At 42.5% G+C, this 25,113-nt stretch carries 19 protein-coding genes; 8 read left to right on the top strand and 11 right to left on the bottom strand.

Annotated elements, in window-relative coordinates:
* Nucleotides 1-2: 2 nt before the first annotated feature.
* Nucleotides 3-932, bottom strand: coding sequence for a chemotaxis protein CheV (locus tag BMX05_RS07350; protein WP_093309498.1), 930 nt, complete (start codon nucleotides 930-932; stop codon nucleotides 3-5).
* 118 nt (nucleotides 933-1,050) lie between these two features.
* Entirely contained in the window at nucleotides 1,051-1,905 is an 855-nt protein-coding gene (gene purU / locus BMX05_RS07355) for a formyltetrahydrofolate deformylase (RefSeq protein ID WP_093309500.1), read from the bottom strand.
* A gap of 371 nt (nucleotides 1,906-2,276) precedes the next feature.
* Here purU and BMX05_RS07360 point away from each other — a divergent pair, with 371 nt between their 5' ends.
* The 5 genes from BMX05_RS07360 to BMX05_RS07380 all read left to right on the top strand — a co-directional run bounded on the left by BMX05_RS07360 (nucleotide 2,277) and on the right by BMX05_RS07380 (nucleotide 10,585).
* Nucleotides 2,277-3,602, top strand: coding sequence for an EAL domain-containing protein (locus BMX05_RS07360; RefSeq protein ID WP_093309502.1), 1,326 nt, complete (start codon nucleotides 2,277-2,279; stop codon nucleotides 3,600-3,602).
* A gap of 117 nt (nucleotides 3,603-3,719) precedes the next feature.
* The gene (locus BMX05_RS07365; RefSeq protein ID WP_177166827.1) at nucleotides 3,720-7,478 is read left to right on the top strand and encodes a PAS domain-containing protein; all 3,759 of its coding nucleotides are present in this window, start codon (nucleotides 3,720-3,722) and stop codon (nucleotides 7,476-7,478) included.
* Nucleotides 7,475-8,860 (top strand): sensor histidine kinase, encoded by a 1,386-nt coding sequence (locus BMX05_RS07370; RefSeq protein ID WP_093309506.1) that lies wholly within the window; start codon nucleotides 7,475-7,477, stop codon nucleotides 8,858-8,860. The genes BMX05_RS07365 and BMX05_RS07370 overlap by 4 nt, the downstream gene beginning before the upstream one ends.
* Nucleotides 8,847-9,287 (top strand): response regulator, encoded by a 441-nt coding sequence (locus BMX05_RS07375; protein WP_093309508.1) that lies wholly within the window; start codon nucleotides 8,847-8,849, stop codon nucleotides 9,285-9,287. Before BMX05_RS07370 ends, BMX05_RS07375 begins: the two co-directional genes overlap by 14 nt.
* A 23-nt stretch (nucleotides 9,288-9,310) precedes the next feature.
* Nucleotides 9,311-10,585: a two-component system response regulator gene (locus tag BMX05_RS07380; RefSeq protein ID WP_093309510.1), complete on the top strand. Its 1,275-nt coding sequence runs from the start codon at nucleotides 9,311-9,313 to the stop codon at nucleotides 10,583-10,585.
* A 57-nt stretch (nucleotides 10,586-10,642) separates the two neighbouring features.
* On the opposite strand, the gene BMX05_RS07385 is transcribed toward BMX05_RS07380, so the two are convergent.
* The 8 genes from BMX05_RS07385 to gyrA form a co-directional block, all read right to left on the bottom strand.
* Nucleotides 10,643-11,284 carry a peroxiredoxin gene (locus BMX05_RS07385; RefSeq protein WP_093309512.1) on the bottom strand — a complete coding sequence of 214 codons (642 nt, stop codon included), beginning with the start codon at nucleotides 11,282-11,284 and terminating at the stop codon, nucleotides 10,643-10,645.
* A gap of 212 nt (nucleotides 11,285-11,496) precedes the next feature.
* Complete coding sequence (rpsA, locus tag BMX05_RS07390; RefSeq protein WP_093309514.1) at nucleotides 11,497-13,164, bottom strand: 30S ribosomal protein S1; 1,668 nt, start codon at nucleotides 13,162-13,164, stop codon at nucleotides 11,497-11,499.
* Between the two features lie 220 nt (nucleotides 13,165-13,384).
* Entirely contained in the window at nucleotides 13,385-14,071 is a 687-nt protein-coding gene (gene cmk / locus BMX05_RS07395; RefSeq protein ID WP_093309516.1) for a (d)CMP kinase, read from the bottom strand.
* Between the two features lie 14 nt (nucleotides 14,072-14,085).
* Nucleotides 14,086-16,302, bottom strand: a complete 2,217-nt coding sequence (locus BMX05_RS07400; protein ID WP_218139004.1) for a bifunctional prephenate dehydrogenase/3-phosphoshikimate 1-carboxyvinyltransferase — start codon at nucleotides 16,300-16,302, stop codon at nucleotides 14,086-14,088.
* On the bottom strand, nucleotides 16,299-17,402 hold the full coding sequence (gene hisC / locus BMX05_RS07405; RefSeq protein ID WP_093309519.1) for a histidinol-phosphate transaminase: 1,104 nt from the start codon (nucleotides 17,400-17,402) through the stop codon (nucleotides 16,299-16,301). The genes BMX05_RS07400 and hisC overlap by 4 nt, the downstream gene beginning before the upstream one ends.
* A gap of 145 nt (nucleotides 17,403-17,547) precedes the next feature.
* Complete coding sequence (gene pheA, locus BMX05_RS07410; protein ID WP_093309521.1) at nucleotides 17,548-18,633, bottom strand: prephenate dehydratase; 1,086 nt, start codon at nucleotides 18,631-18,633, stop codon at nucleotides 17,548-17,550.
* Nucleotides 18,634-18,658: 25 nt separating this feature from the next.
* Nucleotides 18,659-19,747, bottom strand: coding sequence for a 3-phosphoserine/phosphohydroxythreonine transaminase (gene serC / locus BMX05_RS07415; RefSeq protein WP_093309523.1), 1,089 nt, complete (start codon nucleotides 19,745-19,747; stop codon nucleotides 18,659-18,661).
* Nucleotides 19,748-19,794: 47 nt separating this feature from the next.
* Nucleotides 19,795-22,440 (bottom strand): DNA gyrase subunit A, encoded by a 2,646-nt coding sequence (gene gyrA / locus BMX05_RS07420; protein ID WP_093309525.1) that lies wholly within the window; start codon nucleotides 22,438-22,440, stop codon nucleotides 19,795-19,797.
* A 190-nt stretch (nucleotides 22,441-22,630) separates the two neighbouring features.
* Between gyrA and BMX05_RS07425 the strand changes: the two genes are divergently transcribed.
* On the top strand, nucleotides 22,631-23,434 hold the full coding sequence (locus BMX05_RS07425) for a TonB family protein (protein ID WP_093309527.1): 804 nt from the start codon (nucleotides 22,631-22,633) through the stop codon (nucleotides 23,432-23,434).
* A gap of 56 nt (nucleotides 23,435-23,490) precedes the next feature.
* On the opposite strand, the gene BMX05_RS07430 is transcribed toward BMX05_RS07425, so the two are convergent.
* A complete protein-coding gene (locus tag BMX05_RS07430; protein ID WP_093309529.1) occupies nucleotides 23,491-23,925 on the bottom strand; it encodes an HIT domain-containing protein in 435 nt (144 codons plus the stop codon).
* A 211-nt stretch (nucleotides 23,926-24,136) separates the two neighbouring features.
* Here BMX05_RS07430 and BMX05_RS07435 point away from each other — a divergent pair, with 211 nt between their 5' ends.
* Together BMX05_RS07435 and BMX05_RS07440 are read left to right on the top strand one after the other, a co-directional pair.
* Nucleotides 24,137-24,541, top strand: a complete 405-nt coding sequence (locus BMX05_RS07435; protein WP_093309531.1) for a GFA family protein — start codon at nucleotides 24,137-24,139, stop codon at nucleotides 24,539-24,541.
* Between the two features lie 73 nt (nucleotides 24,542-24,614).
* On the top strand, nucleotides 24,615-25,079 hold the full coding sequence (locus BMX05_RS07440; protein ID WP_093309533.1) for a GNAT family N-acetyltransferase: 465 nt from the start codon (nucleotides 24,615-24,617) through the stop codon (nucleotides 25,077-25,079).
* Nucleotides 25,080-25,113: the final 34 nt, after the last annotated feature.

Here is a 25,113-nt window from a genome sequence, read left to right on the forward strand (position 1 = left end):
AACTAACCCGCACGCAGGCGGATTTGTTCTTGTACCAGATTGGCTAAGGCTTGCGGTTGGAATTTGGAAAGAAAATCATCACAGCCGACTTTCTGCACCATCGCTTTATTAAAGTTGCCAGATAGGGAGGTGTGTAAAACCACAAATAAATCTTTAAGACGTGGATCTTCGCGGATTTCACGGGTGAGACGATAACCGTCCATTTCTGGCATTTCTGCATCAGTGATGACCATCAGTAATTTTTGAGGGACATCAACCCCTTGATCGGCCCATTGCTTCAGTAGGTGAAGCCCTTGAAGGCCATCGGTCATCGTGTGGACCTTAAGTCCCAAAAATCCTAAAGTTTCACGTACTTGATTTAATGCAGTTTGTGAGTCATCGACCACCAAAACTTCCATTTGTCGTGCCGCTTCTTGTAATTTCTCATCCAATAAACTGCTATCTAGCTGAATAGAATAAGGGGAAATTTCTGCTAATACTTTCTCAACATCAATAATCTCTACAATCTGTTCCTCTAGACGTGTAATCGCTGTGAGATAATGTGCACGCCCTGTTGTACGTGGTGGCGGCATAATCTGATCCCAATTCATATTGACAATACGATCCACACTGCCCACAAGAAAAGCCTGCACCGAGTTATTATATTCGGTCACAATGATATTTGCTTCTTTATGGTCTGCAAGTGGTGGTAAGCCAATAGCTTGCGCAAGATTAATGACAGTCACTGTCTGCCCACGCAAATGGGTGACACCAACAACATAAGGATGATGATGAGGTAAAGAGGTCAAGCGAGGTAACCGCATGACTTCTTGAACTTTAAAGACGTTAATAGCAAATACTTGCCGCCCTTTAAGACGGAACATCAGTAGTTCAAGTCGATTCTCACCCACCAAACGGGTACGTGAATCCACACTATCGAGAACCCCAGCCATGGGTTAGCCCCCATTGTATTGAATTAATCCAGTCCGAGATAGGCACACTTAGTATGCGCTAACTCTGGTTATCTTAGAGAAAAAGCGCGCATTTATCTACGCTAGAGCGAATCCTTTACTAGTTAAAGACCACGGTTTTATTGCCACAACAAATAATACGATCTTGTAAATGCCAACGTAGCCCACGTGCTAATACGGCTTTTTCCACATCTTTACCTATGCGCACCAAGTCTTCTGGCGTGTGCCGATGATTCACACGATGAATATCTTGTTCAATAATCGGCCCTGCATCTAATTCCTCGGTCACATAGTGACAGGTGGCCCCAATTAATTTAACACCGCGAACAAAGGCTTGGTGATAAGGCTTAGCCCCCACAAAAGAAGGCAAGAAACTATGATGGATATTGATCACCCGACCCGTATATTTTTGACACAAGTTCGGTGGTAAAATTTGCATATAACGTGCAAGAACTAAAGTATCTGCTTGTGCTTGATCAACTAAGGCTTCAATTTGCGTAAAGGCTTCTTCTTTATTTTCTTTGTTGACCGGTACATGGTGGTAAGGAATCCCATGCCACTCTACAATAGAACGCATATCTTCATGATTAGAGATCACGCAAGGAATATCACAAGCCAGCTCACCACTATGCCAACGATATAAAAGATCAACTAGGCAGTGTGATTCCTTGCTACACATAAGCACGACGCGCTTTTTAATTTCAGAATCACTAATATACCAGTCCATTTCAAATTCACGTGCAATCGGCGCAAATGCGGTACGGAACTCATCCAAACTAAACGGCAGCGAATCAGCGCGAATCTCATGACGCATAAAAAAACGATTGGCTTGCAAATCTGAGTGGTGGTTAGCCTCTGTAATCCAACCACCATACATGGCCAAGAAATTACTAACTTTCGCGACAATTCCTGTGCGATCTGGACAAGAAATAACCAGGGTGTAGGTAGGTTCCATAATCGTGAGTTACCTTATTTAGCCTAATGACAGGCACATCAAAATTGAACTAGCAAAAAAGCTCACCATTGGTTTGAGCTTCTTATATAGGGAGGCTTATTGTATAAGCCCCCTAGACACAATACCATGCAAAACACAATCAAACGTTTATTCGCCGAAATGCTGTATTTTGGTGCATTTTACGCTGGATGAAGGCGCATTGTTAACCAATTTTGTGCATAAAGTGCTAACAAACGCCCCATTTTAAGTCATTTAGACAACTGTTTCGCAGAAAATGGCCCACTTTTTGCATTAATAATATTTACCAACACATTTTTCCAATAGATTTTGGGTGCACTTCCCCACTTGAAAAAGAGAGCACTTTTATTTTTATGAACGCTTGCAGCTTTTCATACCAAAGGCAACTTACTTTATCTGCACAACGGCTACGTTTGGCGCAAAAGTTAGAAGCTGCACCCAATGAATGCGTTGGGCATTGGCAACAAATGCAGTTGCGTAGTCATTTCCAACCGATTATCAGCCCGACGCATAGGCGCACAGTCGGTTATGAGGCTTTGTTACGTGCGAGCCAAAATGAACAAGCCTTATCACCTTTGGCTGCTTTCGCGCGTTGTGAAACAGACGAAGCCATTGCCTCTATGGATTTGTTATGTTTACTACTGCATGTATTTAATTTTCAGCGTCTACAAAAGCAAGATGCTTGGCTATTTGTCAATGTACGTAATGAGCAAATTAATACGCAAAATATGCGTGCTGGCTTGATGCGTCGTATGTTGGCACGTCATGGGCTACAACCCGATAATATCGTGTTAGAAATTTTAGAAGATGCCGTTTCTGATCCCGGACTCTTAGCGGATTTTGTGCATCATTATCGCGAAGAAGGCTTTTTAGTCGCGATTGATGATTTTGGTGCAGGTCAATCCAATTTTGACCGTATTTGGCGCATTGAACCCAACATTGTCAAACTAGACCGTTCTATGATCGCCAATGCAGCGGCTAACCCTAAGCAGCAGCGCCTATTGCCTAAATTAGTGGCTTTACTTAGAGAAACTGGGGCCTTAGTGCTGATTGAAGGGATTGAAACCCAGCGCGAGGCCTTACTGGCTTTAGATAGCGAAGCGGATTTATTACAAGGTTATTACTTTGCACGTCCGAGTGCCCAAGGGAGTGTCAGTCGAGAGTTAAGTACACATATTCGTGATTTGCACCATATTTCTTACCAAAGCCAGCTTGCTCAATTAAGGCGCAGATCACATAAAAAAGCCTTATTGCGCCAAAGTATCGAAGATGCTTGCCAAAGTTTACAGCTCAGTTTAGATCTTAGCGCTGCAACACAATCTTTGTTAGCGCACCCAGCAGTAAAACGCATTTATCTACTGAATCGGCATGGGGTCCAAATTCACGAAACGTTAAGTCCTCATCCATCCTGTCAGCATCGTTTAGAAGCTGCACAAACGACGAGTAAAACGACGCTACACTACAAGCCTTTGCGTGCTGCCGAGGGCGCTTTGTGGGCACGTCGCACTTATTTTCGTAATGCACTGGCCCAACCAGGAAAAGTGCATTTTTCACAGCCTTATTTAGGCCTACCAGATGCGGATCTAGATATCACTATCTCACAAGGCTTTATGCATGAGGCACAAGGTCAGCTGGTGGTCTTGTGTGTCGATATTAACGCGGCCTTCTTAGATGATTAACTGACAGATACAAAATATGCATAAAGTACAGATTTTGCTAAATACAGTTGCAAAAATCTAAAAATATCTTGCATTATAGAAAGGTCTTGTTTTGCAACTTCAGTGATGCCAGCCTCTATGATCAAATCCATTCGTGCTTTGTGTACCCGTGTTTTTACTCAAGTTCACTCACAAACCCCTTTAATACGCTTTGAATGGAGCCTAGTCATTGGCTTTTGGTGCATCCTCGCTTTCGTACTGGCCTTTGTTTTATACAAAGATCGTCAGCGTATGCTTGCGGAAGAATCAGATTATTTAATCCACCAAGCACAGACACTGACCACAAATATCCGTTACCAACTCACTGCTATTGATAGCCTTCTAGTGAATGCACGTGAACAAATTGCCTACCCTTTATTCAGTATGCAACCGCATTTAGCCAGCTTAAAAGAAAGTGACTACATCCATCAATTGATTGAAAAACGTCTACGTGCACAATTAAAGATTATGCCTGGAATACGGACATTGGCGCTTGTCGACGCACAGGGCCTGATTATTGCAAGTAGCAACCCAGACCTGATAGGGATTAATATTAGCCAGCGCGCACACTTTCAACAGGTTAAACAACAAGCATTCCAGCATACAGCCTCAAAGCAAGATACAACGTTTAATGATCAATTATTTGTAGCACCTCCTTTTCCAGCATCAGTTGAACAAGACTGGGTTTTAAGCTTGAGTCGTGCCTTAATGAGTTCTAATGGCACTTTTTTAGGTATGATTTCCGCAAGTTTAGATCCTAGTTTTTTTGGGCAACAATTAAAGGCTGTCACTCATACCCAAGATGCGCGTGCCGCTTTAGCGCATGGTGAAGGACGTTTATTTTTGATGATGCCTGAACGTCCAGAATTAATTGGCATGGATTTAAGCACCAACCCAGATTCTTTTTTCTCACGCCACCAAGCGCAAAATAAAAAGATTACTTTAATGACAGGTCATGTACACACAACGGGTGAGCAGCGATTATTAGCACAAAGCCGTATTGATCTAGAAAATATGAATACTCCTTTAGTAGTTGCTGTTAGTCGTGACTTAAAAATTATTTACCTTGATTGGTATCAAGAGCTGGGTATTGCCAGTCTATTATTCTTTTTTATTATTTTAGTGAGCGGGGTTGGCTTATTTTTTTATCAAAAGAAGCGTCACTTAAGTTTAGAGAATGCTAAAGAGCTACATAATAAGCTTTACGCAGAGCATGAATTACTTTCTTCTGGACCCATATTTGCCATTATTTGCCAATTAACGAAAGGTTATTTAATCCAAAAAATCTCTGACAATACGCCCAAGCTTACTGGCTATCAAGAGAAGGCGCTAGTAAATACACCTTATCTTAACTTGCTGCATCCACAAGATAGACATCAATTTATTGAATTAGTGAACCAAGCCATTCAATCCCCCCATGTCAAAAGCTTTGAACATAGCTATCGTTTGCAAGATCAGCAAGGTCAGTACCATTGGTACTATGATTTCACCTCAATTATTAGAGATGCACAGGGTAAAGCACTTGCTTTGCATTTTTATTTATTTGATCAAACAGAACTTAAAAAAACTGAGCAAGCACTTGAACAAGAGCGCACCCGACTTGCGGATATTTTATATGGTACCCATGCAGGCACTTGGGAATGGAATGTACAAACAGGAGAAACTCGGTTTAATTCACGTTGGGCAGAAATGATTGGATATACCTTAGAAGAACTGGCACCAACGAATATAGATACTTGGATGAAGCTAACACACCCAGAAGATTTACAACGCTCGAGTCAATTATTAGAGCAGCACTTTTCTGGTCATTTAGACTATTACGAATGCGAAGCAAGAATGCGTCATAAAGATGGCCATTGGGTCTGGGTTTTAGACCGTGGCCGTTTAATCCGTCGCGATGCTGCCGGACAGCCTCTACTTGTATCAGGTACACATCAAGATATTAGCCAGCAAAAAATCGCCGAATTAAAAATAGAAGAAAGTGAAGCTTTATTCAGGAGCTTATTTTATAGTATTCCAGATGGAATTATGCTTATTAATATAGATACTGGACGGCCTGTCCATTTTAATCGCGTCGCACATGAGCAACTTGGATATACCTATACTGAGTTTAGTCAGCTGGCAATTAATGATATTGATCAAAATGAAGCAATAGAAGAAACGCAAGCACGTTTTCGACGTTTAAAAACAGGTGCGGTAGAAGATTTCGAGGCTTGGCATACTTGTAAAGACGGTAGTTTATTACCTATGCGAGTTAAAGTCTGTTGTATTGATGTCAAAGGGCAAACTTATTTTCTTGCAATTTTTCATGATTTAAGTCAAATTAAAGCATCACAAGCTGCACATCAAGAGTTATTAGCACGTCTACAAAAACTCGCTCAACTCGTTCCGGGTGTCGTATATCAATATGCTTGGGACCCACAAAGCAAACAAGCAAGCTTTCCTTATGCTAGTGAAGGTATTAAAGATATTTATGGTGTGACACCAGAAGAAGTCAAAGAAGATGCGCATTTGATTTTTACTCGTATTTATCCAGAGGATGTCAATATTGTCGTTGAGTCCATTCAAAATTCAGCACAAAGCCTTCGTGTATGGACATGTCGCTATCGTGTGCAACACCCGCAAAAAGGATTAATTTGGGTAGAAGGTCATGCAACACCGGAAAAAACACCTGAAGGCCATATTTTATGGCATGGATATATTTTCGATATTAGTGAACGACGACAAATAGAGAGTGCATTAGAAGAAAGTGAGCGTCGCTTTCAACAGTTTGCCAATGCAGTGGATTTAGTTTTTTGGATACGTACAACAGATAAAATTCTTTATATTAATCATGCTTATGAAAATATTTGGGGACAAACGACCGAATATTTATACCAAAACCCGAACGCTTTTATAGAAAGTATCCATCCTGAAGACAAAGCACGTGTTTTATCTGCCGTGATGGCATCACGTCAACAACAAGGCGGATTTGACGAAGTTTATCGTATTGTACGCCCAGATCAGCAGATACGTTGGATTCATGCGCGTAGTTATGCCATCACGGCAGATATAGAAGAACAGCCACGGACTGCTGGAATTGCTCAAGATATTAGCCAGCGCGTACAAGCTGAGCAAGCTTTGCAAGAAGTGACTTTAGAATTACAGCGCTCAAATGCTGAATTAGAAGAATTTGCTTATGTTGTTTCGCATGATTTACGCCAACCTTTGCGTATGGTCAATAGTTATACGCAATTATTAGAACGCCAATTAAAAGTCCAATTAGATGAAGACACCCAACAGATGATGCATTTTCTGCGTGAAGGTGCACAACGTATGGACCAAATGTTGTTATCTTTACTTGAATATTCTCGTGTTGGGCGTAAAGGTATGCCAATGCAAGCATTAAATGTGGAGACGAGTATTCAGGAAGCATTACATTTTCTCTTTCCACAAATTCAAGAAACTCAAGCAGAGATTAGATTAGAGCCAGAAACCGAATGGCCTTTATTATATGCAAGCCAAGATGAGCTAACACGTTTATTTCAAAACCTTATCGGTAATGCCATTAAATATCATGTTGCCGGTCAAAATCCCAAAATCACCATTCAAGTTAACCAACACAAAGATCCTAATTTTTGGTGTTTTAGTGTATGTGATCAAGGGATAGGCATTGCTCATAATCAAATCGAGCGTTTATTTAAAGTCTTTCAACGTTTACAAACTCGAGAAAAATATGAAGGCTTTGGTGTAGGTTTGGCGATTTGTCGCAAGATTGTTGAGCGTCACGGTGGACAAATTTGGGCAGAATCTGCAGGCGAAGGTTTAGGCACCTGCATTCAATTTACCTTACCTTGTTGCCGAGATACGCTGGTATGAAAACGTTACTATTTTCTTTATTATTTTATATATGCCTGATGTTCAGCCCAGCCTCTATCTATGCTGAGCTTGATCAAGCAATTAATAGAAATTCTTTATTGCAACTGATGCAACAAATGCAAGTTCCTAGCTTGCTAATTGAACCAGAAACTGGCCGAATTGATTATGCTAATCCTGCTGCACAGCAATTCTATGCATATAATTTAGAAGAATTCCAAAAGCTTTTTATTCAAGATATTAATACCTTTACTCCAGAGCAAGTCGCGCAAGAACGTACGCTTGCAGCACAGCAAGAGCGGCAGTTTTTTATTTTTCGTCACCAAGACGCACAGGGACAACTTCATAAAGTTAGGGTCTATAGCCAGCGTTTAAAAGTGAAAAATCATCAAGCGTCACAACAAGTTTTATTATTGTCAGTCATTTTAAGTTTGCCGGAAAAATCTACTGAGGATATTCATCAAGAATTACTAAAAAATTATCAAGCCAACTTGGAAGAAATGGTGGATTTACAAGCACAAAAGCTTTTATTAGCAAGGGAACAAATTAATCAATTGCTTATAGGATTAATTAGTTTGCAAAGCGCATGGATCTTTTATCTTATTTATAGTTTACAAAAGCAAAAGCGCCTACGCAAAGCACAAGATGTACTCATTGAAAAAATCCATCAAACGAATATCCAACTCGCACGTCTTTCTGAAGTTATGGCACATCACTTTCAAGAACCTGCGAGACGTTTAGTGAATTTTTCACAACGTCTTACTTTATATAAGACTGAATTAAATCAAGATGCGAGCCTTTGTATAGATTTTATCGAACAGCAAGCAAGACGTTTAAGTCTTCTTGTTTCACAAATCCAGCGTTATCTTGCCATAGAAGTTGATCAAACAGATGTGACGCAACAGCACACAAGTACGCGTGTTGATATGAGTTTGCATCGATTGGTTCAACACTTCGGGCCACGATTAAATCAGATCAAAGGATCGGTAGAGTTAACAGAAACACCTGCATATGTGCAGCTAGAAATGAAGAAATTTCAAGAAATTTTCACCTTTTTATTTGAAAATGCGTTAGCTTATCGGCACCCACAACGTTTTTTATGTCTTAAAATCAGTTGGTATGTCCATAAAGACAGGGTACATTTTCGCTTCACCGATAATGGTATCGGTATTGCACCAGCAGATAGAGAACGTGCTTTTTCTCTATTTACCCGTTTAGTCAAAGCTTCTGATTACCCTCAAGGTATAGGAATGGGATTGGCCTTAGTACAAAAATATGTACATAAATACCAAGGTCATATTTCTATTGAAGATGGTATTGAAGGAGGCATTAGTATTTTATTTGATCTACCTAAAGGATCTTTACGTGCCTATGAATCAAAATAGAAATTTCCGAGTTTTATTGGTAGAAGATGAAGCAGCAGATGCACACTTAATTAAAATGGCTTTTAAAGAGAGTCGCATTCTTATTGATCTGCAACATGTTGAAGATGGTATAGAAGCACTTGCTTATTTAGCAAATGAGGCACCTTACCAACAAGCACAACGTCCAGATCTTATTTTACTGGACCTTAATATGCCGCGGATGGATGGTAAAGCTTTTTTACAAGCCCAGAAAGAAAATGACCATTGGCGTATGATACCTACTGTGGTGCTGACCACTTCTGAAGCTGAGTCTGATATTATGGCCTCTTATAATTTAGGTGCTGCGGGTTATGTGGTTAAACCTTTAGATGTAATGGATTTTATCAAAAAAGTTCAAAATCTGGAGGAGTATTGGATTAGCCTCGTAAAATTGCCGTCTTTTTATTAATACTGGATGTACAGGAATTAGCCATGTCCGATTCCCCTGTTATTTTAGTGATAGAGGATGAACCTGGAGATGCTCAGCTTATTCGCTGGAAACTCTTAGAAAAACAAACTGATGCTTTTCAGGTACATTTGGTTGCCTCATTAAATGAAGCAGAACACTTTAGCCGTACACAGCGCCCAGATGTCATTTTGCTTGATCTTAATCTGCCTGATTCTACAGGGGTCAATACGGTTGTACAGTGTAAAAAAAGGCTGCCAGATTGCCCATTGGTTGTTTTAACTGGTTTGAGTGATTTAGATGCTGTCAGCCCTGCGATTGATGCAGGTGCAGAGGATTACCTTTCCAAAGATGCCGAAGGGAGCGAGCTGCGCAAAGCTATTCGTTACGCTATTTTGCGCCATAGGCGTGAATCAGAAGCCCGTCTTGCAGCCAGCGTATTTAGTCATGCGCGTGAGGCTATTATGATTACCTCACCGACAGGGATTATTTTAGATGTCAACTCAGCTTTTGAAAGTATTACAGGGTATACGCGGCAACAAGTTTTAGGGCGTCACCCACGCTTGTTAAACTCGCAGTACCAAGGACAAGATTTTTACCGTGAAGGTTGGGGATCTTTATTAAACCAAGGTGCTTGGGAAGGTGAAGTCTGGAATATTCATGCGTCAGGCCGAGAATATCCGACAAATCTTACACTCTCAGCGGTGCATTCTAACATAGGGGAAATTACCCATGTGGTTGTCTTATTTATGGATATTAGTGCACAAAAAGCCTATCAAAATCAATTACAACATATGGCGCATTATGATGCTCTAACAGGTTTACCAAATCGTACACTTTTATCAGAACGTTTAACTCAAGGCTTGGCAGATGCACGAGGTACACAACAGGGTATGGCTGTCATTTTTGTGGATTTAGATGGTTTTAAAGCAATTAATGACACTTACGGCCATGATGCAGGAGATTTCTTATTAAAAACATTAGCCAAGCGCATGCAAGCTAGCTTACGAGATACGGATACACTAGCGCGTATTGGTGGTGATGAGTTTGTTGCCTTGGTCAAAGGGATTAAAAATGAACACCAGATTCTTCCTCTGGTAGAACGTTTATTAGCAGTGAGTTCAACACCTGTGACCTTTCACACAACGCCTTTGCATGTCTCTGCGAGTTGCGGTATTACCCTGCTAGAAGACACGGGCTTAGCCACAGATACACATCATATTTTGCGTCAAGCAGATCAAGCCATGTATGCGGCAAAACAGGCAGGCAAAAATTGCTATCGCTTTTTTTCTGCCGCTTAAGGCACAAAAAAGGCAAACAAAAATGTTTGCCTTTTAGTTTAACGTGTTCGCAAATATTTATAAGCTGCGTGTGCAAAAATAAAAATCTTTACATTCATAATCGCCAGCGTTCATGCGCTTATTGGCTTCCTCCGCAGTACCTGCAGGGGGCACAATCACTTTGTCACCAGGCTGCCAACCTTCTGGTGTGGCTACCTTATGAGTATCACTCGTTTGCAGAGCATCTAATAAACGTACAAATTCAGGGATTGAACGCCCATTGCTCATAGGGTAATACACCATAGCGCGTAGAATCCCGTTTGGATCAATAATAAAAGTGGCACGTACTGCAGAAGTATCTGCTGCGCCTGGATGAATCATCCCATATGCACGAGCAACATCCATTTTCAAATCTGCAATAATCGGGAAAGGAATCTCGACGCCGAATTTTTCTTGAATGTTACGCATCCACGCAATATGCGAGTGAATGCTATCAATCGATAGCCCTAGAAGCTCACAGTTGCGTTTGGCAAACTCAGGTGCATGTTGTGCAAATGCCATAAACTCTGTTGTACAAACCGGCGTAAAATCGGCAGGATGTGAGAACAAAACTAACCACTTACCCTGATAATCCTCTAAAGACTTCACACCGTCTGTGGTCGGCGCTTTGAAATGTGGGGCTTTTTCATTTAAACGTGGAAAGCTGACTTGATTTTCCATGATGCTACTCCTAATAAGAAAAGACTAGGTCGTCATTGCTTTTTTTCGATAAATCTAAATTAACATAATCTTATCTTTTTGGAAGCCATCATTTTCTATTTAATCAATAGAAATTAACTATTAAGACTGCTAAAAACGAAAAACCCCATAGCGGTGAGGCTATGGGGTCGGGTATAAAATACCTAGCAGGAAATCAATCTAAGGGAAGAACCTTAGTTGCTTTCCATTTGCTGCTTGATCAAATCACCAATGGTGGTAGGACCTGCAGCTTCTGGCTCTTGCTGACGAATAGTACGCATCGCTTGTTTGGCTTCTGCTTGCTCTTTCGCTTTAACAGATAAGCTAATCACGCGGTTTTTGCGATCAACGTTAAGGATCTTGGCTTCAACCTGATCACCTTCGTTGAGCACGTTACGTGCATCTTCAACACGGTCACTGCTGATTTCGGAAGCTTTTAGAACACCAGTGACATCGTCAGCGAGTTCGATAACAGCTTCTTTTGCATCAACAGAAACAACCTTACCAGTTACCAAAGAGCCTTTATCGTTAGACACTAAGTATTCAGTGAAAGGATCGCTTTCCAACTGCTTAATACCTAAAGAAATACGCTCACGCTCTGGATCGATGGATAAGATCACAGTTTCAAGCTCGTCACCTTTCTTGTACTTACGAACGGCTTCTTCGCCAGTTTCGTTCCAAGAAATGTCAGACAAGTGTACTAGACCATCAATGCCACCATCCAAACCAATGAAGATACCAAAGTCTGTAATCGACTTGATGCCACCACGGACACGGTCACCCTTGTTAAACTTAGAAGAGAACTCTTCCCAAGGATTTGGTGTGCATTGCTTGATACCTAAGGAAATACGACGACGTTCTTCATCGATATCCAGTACCATCACTTCAACATCATCACCCACATTGACTACTTTAGATGGGTGGATATTTTTGTTAGTCCAATCCATTTCAGAAACGTGAACCAGACCTTCAACACCTTCTTCCAACTCAGCGAAACAGCCGTAGTCAGTCAAGTTAGTGACACGTGCACTGACTTTAGTGTTTTCTGGGTAACGTGCTTTAATATTTACCCAAGGATCTTCACCAAGTTGCTTCAGACCTAAAGATACACGATTACGATCACGATCGAACTTGAGCACCTTCACATTGATCTCGTCACCTACGTTAACGATCTCAGAAGGATGCTTGATACGCTTCCACGCCATATCTGTGATGTGCAGAAGACCATCAACGCCGCCTAGATCAACAAAGGCGCCGTAATCGGTCAAGTTCTTCACGATACCCTTGATTTCCATACCTTCTTGCAGTGCAGCCAACAGAGCTTCGCGCTCAGCGGAGTTTTCTGCTTCTAGCACAGCACGACGTGAAACAACCACGTTGTTACGCTTAGGATCAAGTTTGATTACTTTGAAATCAAGCTCTTTACCTTCGAGGTGCAAGGTATCACGTACAGGGCGTACATCAACCAAGGAACCAGGTAGGAAGGCACGGATCGTGTTGATGTCGACTGTGAAGCCGCCTTTCACTTTACCGTTGATCACGCCTTTAACAATTTCGTTCTTCTCGAACGCGCCTTCTAGGCCTTTCCAAGATTCTGCACGACGTGCTTTTTCACGTGATACGCGCGTCTCACCGAAACCATCTTCTACGGTTTCTAGCGCAACTTGAATTTCATCGCCGATTTGTAATTGCGATGGGTTTTCAAATTGGTTTAAAGGAATAACACCTTCAGATTTTAGACCCGTGTTAACCGTTACCCAATCGCCTTCGATGTCAACGATAACTGCGGTAACAATGGAACCAGGTTCCATGTTGACTTCTTGTAAACTCTGTTCAAACAGTTCAGCAAAGCTCTCGCTCATGAGTTTCCTGCGTGATCAATCAATAAAAAGTTCAGCGGCTAGGCCGCAATTCTCCACGCCACCAACAAGCGTGGGCCACAATAGACATGCGTTTAGCGATGTTAACGCTGGTTACTACCAGATAAGCTTTTCAGGAGGTCAACACAAAAGGTTAATAGCTTACCTGGTTACGACACTGACTAAACGCTCTCCGAAAAAAGATCCTAGGATGAATTTTAACTTAATCAAGTAGCTTACGGCTGCGTGCCTCGGCTAAAATTCGGGTCAGGACTTCCGGAATTGTCAGAGCTGTAGTATCGATACATACGGCATCTACAGCTGCTTTCAGGGGCGCTAAGCTGCGTTCACTATCACGAGCATCACGCGCACTGATTTCCTGAATAAGGGTGTCGAGACTAGCATTAAACCCCTTCTCCTGCAACTGCCGTAAGCGTCTATGTGCTCTTTCTTGCGCTGAAGCAGTTAAAAAGATTTTTAATGAGGCATCAGGGAAAACCACTGTGCCCATATCTCGGCCATCACACACTAAACCTGGTGCATCGCGAAATGCACGCTGACGTGCCAGTAAAGCTTGACGAACTTCTGGTAACGCAGCCACTTTGGAAGCCGCTTGCGCACAGGTTTCTGTACGTAACTGACGGCTTACGTCTTCTCCTTCCAATACCACTTGCACTAGCTCATCTGCACCAACTAAAAACTGTACATCAAGATGCTGAGCTAAAACGGCAAGTGCTTCTTCATTATCCAACTTGACGTGGTGATGCTCTGCCGCTAATGCCACTAAACGATACAAGGCACCTGAGTCTAATAAATGCCAATTGAGTTGACGAGCAAGCAACATGCACACTGTGCCCTTGCCTGCACCACTTGGGCCATCGATCGTAATCACAGGATATGTTGGACTCATAGAAGATCCACTCCCTAAGCTTGGGTTTGTGCTTGCACTTGAATCCCTGCACGACGCGCAAGTTCCACAAAACCAGGGAAAGAGGTCGCAACATTAGCACAATCATGAATGGTAATTTGTCCCTGTGCACGTAAAGCGGCGACAGTAAAGGACATAGCAATTCTATGATCTTCATGGCTGGCAACTTCACCACCTTGCAAATGGCCACCAAGAATATCAATACCATCAGCATAGACTTGGCATTCAATTCCCAAGGTTGTCAAACCATCTGCCATCACTTGAATCCGATCGGATTCTTTGACGCGTAACTCTTCTGCACCACGTAAACGTGTGGTGCCTTGTGCACAAGCTGCGGCAATAAATAACGCGGGGAACTCATCAATTGCCAAGGGCACTTGATCTTCTGGAATATCAATTCCGTGTAAAGGCGCATAGCGTACACGAATATCTGCTACTGGCTCGCCACCAACAGATTTTTGATTGAGCAGTTCTAAATCAGCGCCCATTAACTTCAGGATATTAATGACACCAATACGGGTTGGATTAATACCGACATGCTCCAAAGTAATATCAGAGCCAGGTGCAATACAAGCTGCAACCATAAAGAAGGTCGCAGATGAAATATCTGCGGGAATATCAATTTCACAAGCGCTGAGGCAGCCGCCACCTTCTACTTGGGCACTAGCCCCTTCACGCGTAACTTGATAACCAAAGCCTTGCAACATACGTTCTGTATGATCACGTGTCGGTGCAGGCTCAGTCACACGCGTTTGTCCTTGTGCATATAAACCCGCCAGCAATAAACAAGATTTAACTTGCGCACTCGCCATAGGTAGCACGTAATCCATTCCTGTGAGCGTTTGACCACCACGAATTTTTAAAGGGGGACGTCCACCTTCGTTGGTGTCAATATGAGCCCCCATTAAGCGTAAAGGATCTGCCACACGCCCCATAGGACGCTTGGACAAAGAAGTATCGCCAGTGAGTTCAGTATCAAAAGTCTGAGCTGCTAATAAGCCTGCTAGCAAACGCATTGATGTTCCTGAATTTCCTAAATATAAGGCAGATGCAGGTGCTTTTAAGCCATGCAAACCAACACCTTGAATCGTGACTTGACCGGCATAAGGACCATCAATGCTTACCCCCATATCACGGAAAGCTTGCAAAGTGGCCAAACTGTCTTCGCCTTCTAAGAAACCACTAATTTTTGTGCATCCTTCAGCAAGCGCACCAAGCATAATGGAGCGGTGCGAAATAGATTTGTCACCAGGAACACGAATATTTCCGGTGACTTGGCCACCAGGTGTTACTTGAAAGCGAATATTTTGGGTATCCATGGGGGAATAAGCTGTATGATCAAGAATTTTAGAAAAATGTTCACGTGCTGATTTAGCACGAGTGAACACACTTAACAACGCGGTACTATCTGCTTGCGCAACTGCCGTACGTAATTGCGCCACACCTTGGGTAAACTCGTCTAACGCTTCTAAAGTCGCGTCACGATTGGCTAGGAAAATATCATGCCACATTTGTGGGTCACTGGCGGCAATACGGGTAAAATCGCGAAAACCACCAGCAGCATAACGGAAAATATCTAGGCTAGTATCTTGGCGTGCCAAGGTATCAACTAAAGAAAACGCAAGCAAATGGGGTAAATGACTTGTGCGTGCCAAAACTTCATCGTGACGTTTCACTTGCATACACAGCACTTGCGCACCACAAGCCGCCCAGAGCTCAGTAATTTGCTCAATAGCTGTACGGGGGTTGGCATCTACAGGCGTTAAAATGACCTTATGACGATCAAATAAGTCTGCCTTTGCCGCACGGACACCGCTTTTCTCTGATCCTGCAATCGGATGCCCTAAGACCAAGTTCGCCGGATACACTTCCCAAACTGCACATGCAGCGTCATAAACCGACGATTTGCACGAACCCACATCAGTAATCAGTGTGTGTGCACTCACATGGGGTTTGATCTGGGCAAACACTTGCTGTATACGCACGACAGGTACGGCAATTAAGATGATATCCGCAGCACGTACCAATTCAGGCAACACGGATGTGTCTGCACTTCCCTCATCAATAACGCCAAGCGCAAGTCCTGCTTCTACCTCATCTGGTTTAATATCATAACCCAGCACCCGCTGACAGCTTCCCGCCTGCTTGAGCGCTAAAGCAACCGAGCCGCCAATGAGCCCTAAACCAATGATGAGCAGTCGATTAATATTCACTCCAGCACCCTAGTTAACGCATCAATAAAGCCTTGGTTTTCTGCTTCTGTACCTACACTCACACGCAGATGATGCGGCATTTGGTAAGCAGCAACAGGACGCACTATGACACCTTCGCGCAATAAAGCTTGATAAATAGGCAAAGCATCTTGTTTAAAATCGATACACAAAAAGTTGCCAACAGAAGGAATATACTCAAGACCTAACGCACGGATTTCCTGCTCTAACTGAATCAAACCTGCACGATTTAACGCGCGACTTTGTTGTAAATAGGCTTCATCCGCAAGCGCTTCTTGTGCACAGACTTGCGCCATGATATTGACATTAAAAGGTTGACGCACACGATTCAGTAAATCCGCAATTTCTACACTAGAAACACTGTATCCCACACGCAATCCAGCTAGCCCATAAGCTTTGGAAAAGGTACGTGTCACAATCAAGTTTGGATATTGCTGCAACAGACTCAACCCATTGGGATAGAGACTCTCCTCAACATATTCAAAATAAGCTTCGTCTAAGACCACAATCACAGAAGCAGGTACTTGCGCTAAAAAACTATGAATTTGTTGTTCTGATAGCCAAGTCCCTGTTGGATTATTAGGATTGGCAATAAAAACAATCCGTGTATGTTCTGTGATAGCCTGCGCCATGGCTTCTAAATCATGGCCCCAATGGATTGCAGGAATGCATTGATGCTGTGCACCACACGCTTGCGTTGCCAGCGGATACACGGCAAACGCATGCTGGCTGTACATGGCTGCGGTATTTGGATTGAGGTAGGTACGCGCAATTAGCTCAAGTACATCATTAGAGCCATTACCCAAAGTGATTTGTTCAGGCAGGACATCCAAATGTTCAGCTAAGGCTTGTTTCAAGGCAAAGCCATTACCATCAGGATAACGGCTGACTTCAGTCACTGCCGCTTCCAAAGTCGCAATAATACGTGGGGAAGGCCCTAGAGGATTTTCATTGCTTGCGAGTTTGATAATCTTTTGAGGATCTAAACCCAGCTCACGCGCCAACTCCTCAATGGGTTTACCTGCTTGATACGGTTGCAGACCCAAAATTCCCGCATTTGCTTCAGAGACACATGAATGCACAGAGACGCTCCTATTTTTTCTATACACTTTTGCCAGTGAGCAACTGGAGAACAATACAGGCAAGCTCCAGTTGTTGATGGGTCAAACATTGACGCTTGCCCCACCCTAAAAAGGACGGGGTTTGACGCACCTTGTGATTCAGGATCTATAAAACGCCTTTCGGATAAGCACCCAAGATTTTTAGATCACTAGCGCGTTCGGCAACATCTTGCAGGACTTGCTGAATTTTGCTGTCTTGTGTATGACCACGAAAGTCGATAAAAAAGACATAACTCCAGGCACCAGACCGTGAGGGCCGAGTTTCTACGCGCGTTAAATCTACCTGATGCTGACGGAATGGCTCCAGCAAATCATGCAAAGCCCCCGGTTGATTACGCATAGAAACCATAATTGAGGTTTTATCATCCTGAGAAGCAGGGACTTCCTGATTGCCAATAATTAAAAAACGTGTTGAATTATCTGGACAATCTTCAATTTTTTCAGCCACTTTTTGCAACTGATACAAGTCAGCTGCCATATCACCAGCAATGGCTGCAGAGTGCCATTCGCTTTTGATTAAACGGGCAGCTTCCGCATTACTATTGACAGCCACACGCTCAGCTTGCGGGTAGTGTGCATCAAGCCATTTACGGCATTGCGCTAAAGAAGAGGCATGCGAATAAATCCGACTAATTTTATCGCGACGCGTGTTCTCCCCTATCATCAAATGATGGTGGATTCGTAACACAACTTCACCACAAATATGCAAGCCAGAATCTATAAAACTATCCAGTGTATGATTAATCACGCCTTCCGTAGAGTTTTCTACAGGGACAACACCATAATCTGCTGCGCCTGCTTCAACTTCACGAAATACCTCATCAATCGCTGGCAGAGAAACACACACCGCCGAATGCCCAAAGTGTTTTAAAGCGGCTTCTTGAGTGAAAGTACCTTCTGGCCCTAAGAAAGCGACTTTAATCGGGCGCTCTAATGCTAAACACGCAGACATAATCTCACGGAATAAACGCGCCATTTCTTCGTTTGATAAGGGCCCCGTATTGCGTTCCATCACGCGGCGTAATACTTGTGCTTCACGCTCAGGACGATAAAAGACGGTCTGTTCGCCTTCACTGGCAGTTTTTACTTGGGCAACTTCTTGCGCACATTGAGCACGTTCATTGATCAAGGCTTGGATCTGTTGATCTAGGGTGTCAATCCGCTCACGCAAAGACTGTAAAGGATCACTCATGTATTTTTCTCCTTAATAAAATGGCTTAGGCGTGGCGTTGCTCAAAATCACGCATAAAATCAATTAAGGCATCAACGGCGGTTTCAGGGACTGCATTATAAATACTGGCACGCATACCACCGACAGACCTGTGACCGCTTAAGTTCAGTAAACCCGCCTCTTGGGCATCAGCAAGAAAACGTGCATTTAAAGCATCATCTGCCAATTGAAAAGGCACATTCATTATTGAACGATAAGCGGGCTGAATCGGGTTGGTATAAAAATCACTTGTATCAATCGCTTGATAAAGTTTTTGTGCTTTACGTTGATTGATCTGCGCCATCACTTGCAAACCACCAATGTCGTTTAACAGCCAATCAAAAACTAAACCTGCCAAATACCAAGCAAAGGTGGGCGGCGTGTTATACATAGATTCATTCTCTGCCATCACCTTGTACTGCATCATCGTCGGCGTGATTTCTAATGCTTGATCTAACAAATCATCACGGATAATCACTAAAGTTAAACCCGCAGGGCCAATATTTTTTTGTGCTCCAGCATAAATAATGCCAAATTTTTCTATATCTACAGGTGCACTCAATATGTCGGAGGACATATCACAAACCAAGGGCACTTGTTCAGGTGTTTGAAAAACCTCAGGCGCCCGCAAACCACCAATGGTTTCGTTACTGGTGTAATGCAAATAAGCGGCATCTGCAGAGAGTTGAATATCTGCTTGGCTTGGCATGGCTGTCAACTGACTGATTTCTGCACTCGCAGCCACATGCTGGTTAGCATAACGTTTAGCTTCCGCCATAGCCTTTTTTGCCCAAATGCCACTATAGATATAGTTAGGCGTGCCCCCTTGACCAAGTAGGTTTAAAGGAACCATCGCAAACTGGCTTGAGGCACCACCTTGCATAAAGAGGACTTTATAGTTTGCAGGAATTTGCAGTAGCGTGCGTAAATTTGCTTCGGCTTGTTGTGCAATACTAACAAATTCATCGCTACGATGTGACATTTCCATGACAGAAAGCCCGCGACCTTGCCAATCAAGTAATTCTGCTTGTGCACGCTCTAGCACAGAAGTAGGTAAAGCGGCTGGCCCTGCACAGAAATTAAATACACGCGTCATACAAGGATACATCCTTTCAATCAAATAAGATTTTACTTGGTAGCATTTTAAACAACTGAGGTGACTTCAGTATCAGCCACTTCTTCGCTTGTCGCTTCGGTTTCTGCAACGAGTAGAGCCTCGTCTTCGTTTAAGCTAGTTTCGCTCAATTCCTGAATACGCACCGCACTAACTAAACGTTCTTCCTCTGCAAGACGAATTAAAGTCACACCTTGGGTGTTACGGCTACTGATAGAAATTTCAGCCACTCGAGTCCGTACTAAAGTGCCTTTATCAGTAATGAGCATCAACTCATCTTGATCATGTACCAAAGAGGCCGCAACAAGCGCACCATTTCTTTCGCTCGTACGCATTGCAATCACGCCCATACCACCACGTCCTTGTGCACTGAATTCATTGATCAAGGTACGCTTACCATAGCCAGATTCGCTGGCAGTAAGGATATAAATATTTGTATCTTCTTGGGTTTGCTGTGTTTCAGAAGGCAAGATCATCAAACTAATCACTTGCGCGCCTTTTGTGAGGTTGATCCCTTTCACACCACGTGCACTACGCCCTAAAGCACGCAAAGCCTCTTCAGGAAAACGAATCATCTTGCCGGTGTTAGTACACAAGGCGATATCTTGTTCGCCTGAGGTGAGAGCAACACCGACCAAGCGGTCGCCTTCATCTAAATTCAGCGCAATGATACCGCCTGTACGTGGACGTGAGAAATGACGTAATTCTGTTTTCTTAACAACCCCCGCTGCAGTTGCCATGCAGACATATTGATGTGCTTCATAGGAAGACAAGGGTAAAACAGCTGTAATCCATTCATCCTTGCTTAAAGGCAAAAGGTTCACTAGCGGTCGTCCACGTGAGGTACGCCCCGCTTGTGGAATCTCATAGACTTTTAACCAATATAAACGCCCCAAATTGGAAAATAGCATCACAGTATCATGGGTATTGGCAACTAACAGATGCTCGATCACATCTTCATCTTTAAGCGCGGAGGCTGTTTTTCCGCGACCACCGCGTTTTTGGGCTTGATAAGCATCCAGAGGTTGCGTTTTGGCATAACCACCGCGTGATAAGGTCAGTACAACTTCTTCTGGAGTAATTAAATCTTCACGAGACAAATCTTGATGGTTAAAAAGAATCTGTGTGCGTCTTGGATCTGCATATTCATCAAGAATACTTTGCAGCTCAGTACAAATCACCGTTAGCAAGCGCGTATCATCCGCTAAAATTCCCTGTAGATAGCAGATCTTATCCAGCACTTCTTTATATTCGCCTAATAGCTTATCTTGTTCTAAGCCTGTTAAGCGGTGAAGACGTAAATCTAAGATCGCTTGTGCTTGCGTTTCCGACAGGACATATCCTTGTGCTGAAGGTGCCACAGGTAGGCTTTCATCTTCTATTAATTGATGCCCTGCTTGGTTGAGCATTTGCATCAAAGTGTCTGAGTTCCAGCAACTCGCTTGCAGTTGTGCTCGTGCTTCTTGCGCACTCGGACATGCACGAATAACACGCACGACTTCATCAACATTACTTAAAGCAACTGCGAGCCCTTCCAAAACATGACCACGTTCACGTGATTTTTTTAACTCAAATAAAGTACGGCGCGTTACAACTTCTCTACGGTGGCGGATAAAAGCTTCTAATAATTGTTTAAGATTAAGTACCTTTGGCTGACCGTCTTCCAAGGCAACAATGTTGATGCCAAAAGAAATTTGTAGCGGTGTTTGGCTGAACAGATTATTCACCACCACTTCACCAGATTCACCACGTTTTAGTTCAATAACAACGCGTAAACCATCTTTATCCGATTCATCTCTTAGTTCGCTGATTCCTTCAAGGCGCTTTTCTTTCACCAAGTCCGCAATTTTTTCAATCAAACGTGCTTTGTTGACTTGATAAGGAAGCTCAGTGATCAAGATAGTTTCACGACCTGTCCGTTCGTCGACTAAAACTTCATGCTTTGCACGTACATAAATACGGCCTCGTCCAGTACGGTAGGCATCTAAAATACCGGCACGCCCATTAATTAAAGCACCTGTAGGGAAATCTGGACCTGGAATATATTCCATAAGATGCTCGGTATCTAAATCCGGATCCTCCAATAACGCTAAGCAGGCTTGTACCACCTCACCAAGATTATGGGGTGGAATATTCGTTGCCATCCCAACCGCAATTCCTGAAGAGCCATTAATAAGCAAATTAGGTAACCGAGTTGGCAGCACATCAGGGATTAATTCAGTACCATCATAATTTTCAACAAAATCAACCGTCTCTTTTTCTAAATCAGCCAGCATCTCATGTGCAAGCTTTGCCATGCGCACCTCGGTATAACGCATAGCGGCAGCGGCATCACCGTCAATGGAACCAAAATTCCCTTGGCCATCAACGAGTACATAACGCATAGCAAAGGTTTGCGCCATACGAACGATAGTGTCATAGACAGCAGAGTCACCATGAGGATGGTATTTACCGATGACATCACCCACAACACGAGCAGATTTCTTGTAAGGCTTATTCCAATCATTGTGAAGTTCATGCATCGCAAAAAGTACACGTCGATGCACTGGCTTAAGACCATCACGCACGTCAGGTAAGGCACGACCGACAATCACACTCATGGCATAATCGAGGTAAGATTGTTTGAGCTCATCTTCTATATTGACTGTTTGTACTTCTCTGGCGATCTCACCCATAGTTATTCCTGATCCTTAAGCTAATGCGCATCTACAGCTGTAGCTATAATAGCTCTGAGCAATCAAGCCAGTGCGCGTGTATCTTAAATATAAGCTTTGAGTATACCATAAAGAACTTAAGGAGAGAGCTTCTCTATTGCCCAAGACGCGACATTTTGCCACAGGTCTATGCCAACTTAAGTTATTTAGAATGAAAGAGATTTTTTCCGCTCATTCATATCAATGCTGGGATAAAAAAATGCGTGTTTGGCATCCTTATCAACCTTGGCTGATTGGTTTAGCCTTTTTATTCTCTTTGATGACCCATGCTTGGGCTGTGTTGGGCATCGCTTGGCAGGATCCTTTGGTGCCATCAGAAAAAACGTCGCCTAGAAGAACACAAATTAGTTTGCAGGCTTATCAAATACCGCAACCCAGTGCTGCCCCTTCAATGCCAGTCAAGGCTACATTGCCCCAAACAGATAATACACAAAAAATAGTGCACACAACCCCAAAGAGTATCCCTAAAGCAAACGCACCAGTAAAAAAAATAAAAGGAGTTCAACCAGTTACCTCAGAGCCAAAGCCTGTGCCTAAAAAACAACAGCCTATTCACTCCAAAACATCAACTTCTGAGCAAACTCCTTCAGCAATAGAAAAATCTCCTGTAACTATGCAACCTGCACCAGTTAGCCCACATAAAAACATAGATGAAGCACCCCAGTTAGAGCTAGAACAAGCGTATTATCAAGCATTGATTCAACATCTAAGTGAATATAAACATTATCCGATGAATGCTCGTCGACGGGGTATTGAGGGAACTGTTGAATTAAAAATTCGCCTGAATGCGGAAGGTGCCCTGCTTAACATCGAAGTATTAAAGAGCACACACCCATGGCTGCAAAAGGCCGCAATTGAAAGCGTGCAACAGGCTTTACCTTTTCAAAAGGTAAGCTGGGTTTTTGCGCAGCGTGACAAGGATTTTTTAGCAGTATTTGATTTTTACCTAAACTAAAAAATATTAAAAATATAACGGTATAAAAAAGAAATAAGGCTTTTTTTGCAAAAAGTTTAAAAAATGACTTCGAAATCACTACTGGCCAATGCTTGCAAATACGGAATTAACTTTTGTAGACGTATTTGTATTTCTTGCTCGCTGAGAGGCTCAGGCAGACCAAAACCCCAAACAGGTGCTGGCCAAGCCAAATCGTTGAGATACCGTACAATGTGGTGCACATGTAACTGAGGCACCTTATTACCTATAGCTGCGATATTGACCTTATCTCCCTGATAAGCATGCTTAAGTGCTCGGGCGAGCAAACAGGATTCCTCGATAAATTGTTGACGATCATCAACAGCAAGTTGATACAGCTCAGTGATGTTATCAATACGTGGTACTAGGATAAACCAAGGAAAACGCTTGTCTTTCATCATCAACAGCTGCGAAAGCGGGAAATTGGCAACAGGAACTGTATCTTGTATAAGTTGCAAATGTAGTGTAAACATAGTAAATATCCTATGAGTTTTTATAAAATGCCCAAGCATCTAGCATAGATAAATTAACCTTCTTAGATTATCACTTAAGAAAAATCTATTACAAGCCACTTTTGGTAATCTAATGATACTATTCTAAATTACGCCTGAACCCAAAGAAAAAGCAAGAAAAAATTTAATGATTATAAAAGTATTCTAAGTTTACTAATATGGGAGAAACGCATTGAAAGATTATACTGGTTCTTGTTTGTGTGGTACTGTGCAATTTAAAATCACAGGAACTTTTGATAGCTTTTATCTTTGTTATTGTAAGCATTGTCAAAAAGATACAGGATCTGCACATGCAGCAAACCTATTTTCACAGTCAGCAAAACTGACTTGGTTGGCTGGTATCGATGCTGTAACCTCCTATACACTCCCAAATACTCGTCATCATAGAAGCTTTTGTAAGTTCTGTGGTTCTGCATTGCCAAATTTGCAACTTGAGGGTTTACTTGTCGTTCCGGCAGGGTGTTTAGATACCAAAGTTTCCATATTGCCAACAGCACATATTTTTACATCCAGTAAGGCTACTTGGTGCCAGAACCTTGATCAGATACCAGAATTTAAAAAACTGCCATCATGTTAGCAGACTACTTTAAATCATTTATTAGAAGTTACATAATAAATATCTGCTGGGCTTACAAGGAAAAGTTATCAAGATGCTTAACATTCAAAAATATACCCAAAATAATATCCAAGATATTATAGAGGTATTTTATCAGGCCATTTACACAATTGATGCCAGTTTGTATACTGATGCACAAAAAAGAGCTTGGGCACCTTTGCCTGTTGATGATACATTTTGGCTACAACGTTTAGCTCGCAAAAAACCTTTAGTTGCTCAATTTAGCGATAAAATCGTGGGCTTTATTGAATTAGATATAGACGGACATATCGATTGTTTGTATGTCCACCCACAATGGCAAAGGCAAGGTGTTGCATCTGCACTTTATACACACTTACTTGAAGAAGCCAAGCGTAAGCAAATACAAAGCTTGTACGTGGAAGCCTCACTGGCAGCTCGACCATTTTTCAAAAAGCATGGGTTTAAGCTTATTAAAGCAAATAAAATTTACAGAAAAGGCGAAATTTTAGAAAGCTTCTCTATGGAATTAATTTTATAACTCTAGACCCTATTGGTATATTAACCAATACAGA

The organism is Allopseudospirillum japonicum, assembly GCF_900108915.1.
Lineage (GTDB): Bacteria > Pseudomonadota > Gammaproteobacteria > Pseudomonadales > Halomonadaceae > Pseudospirillum > Pseudospirillum japonicum.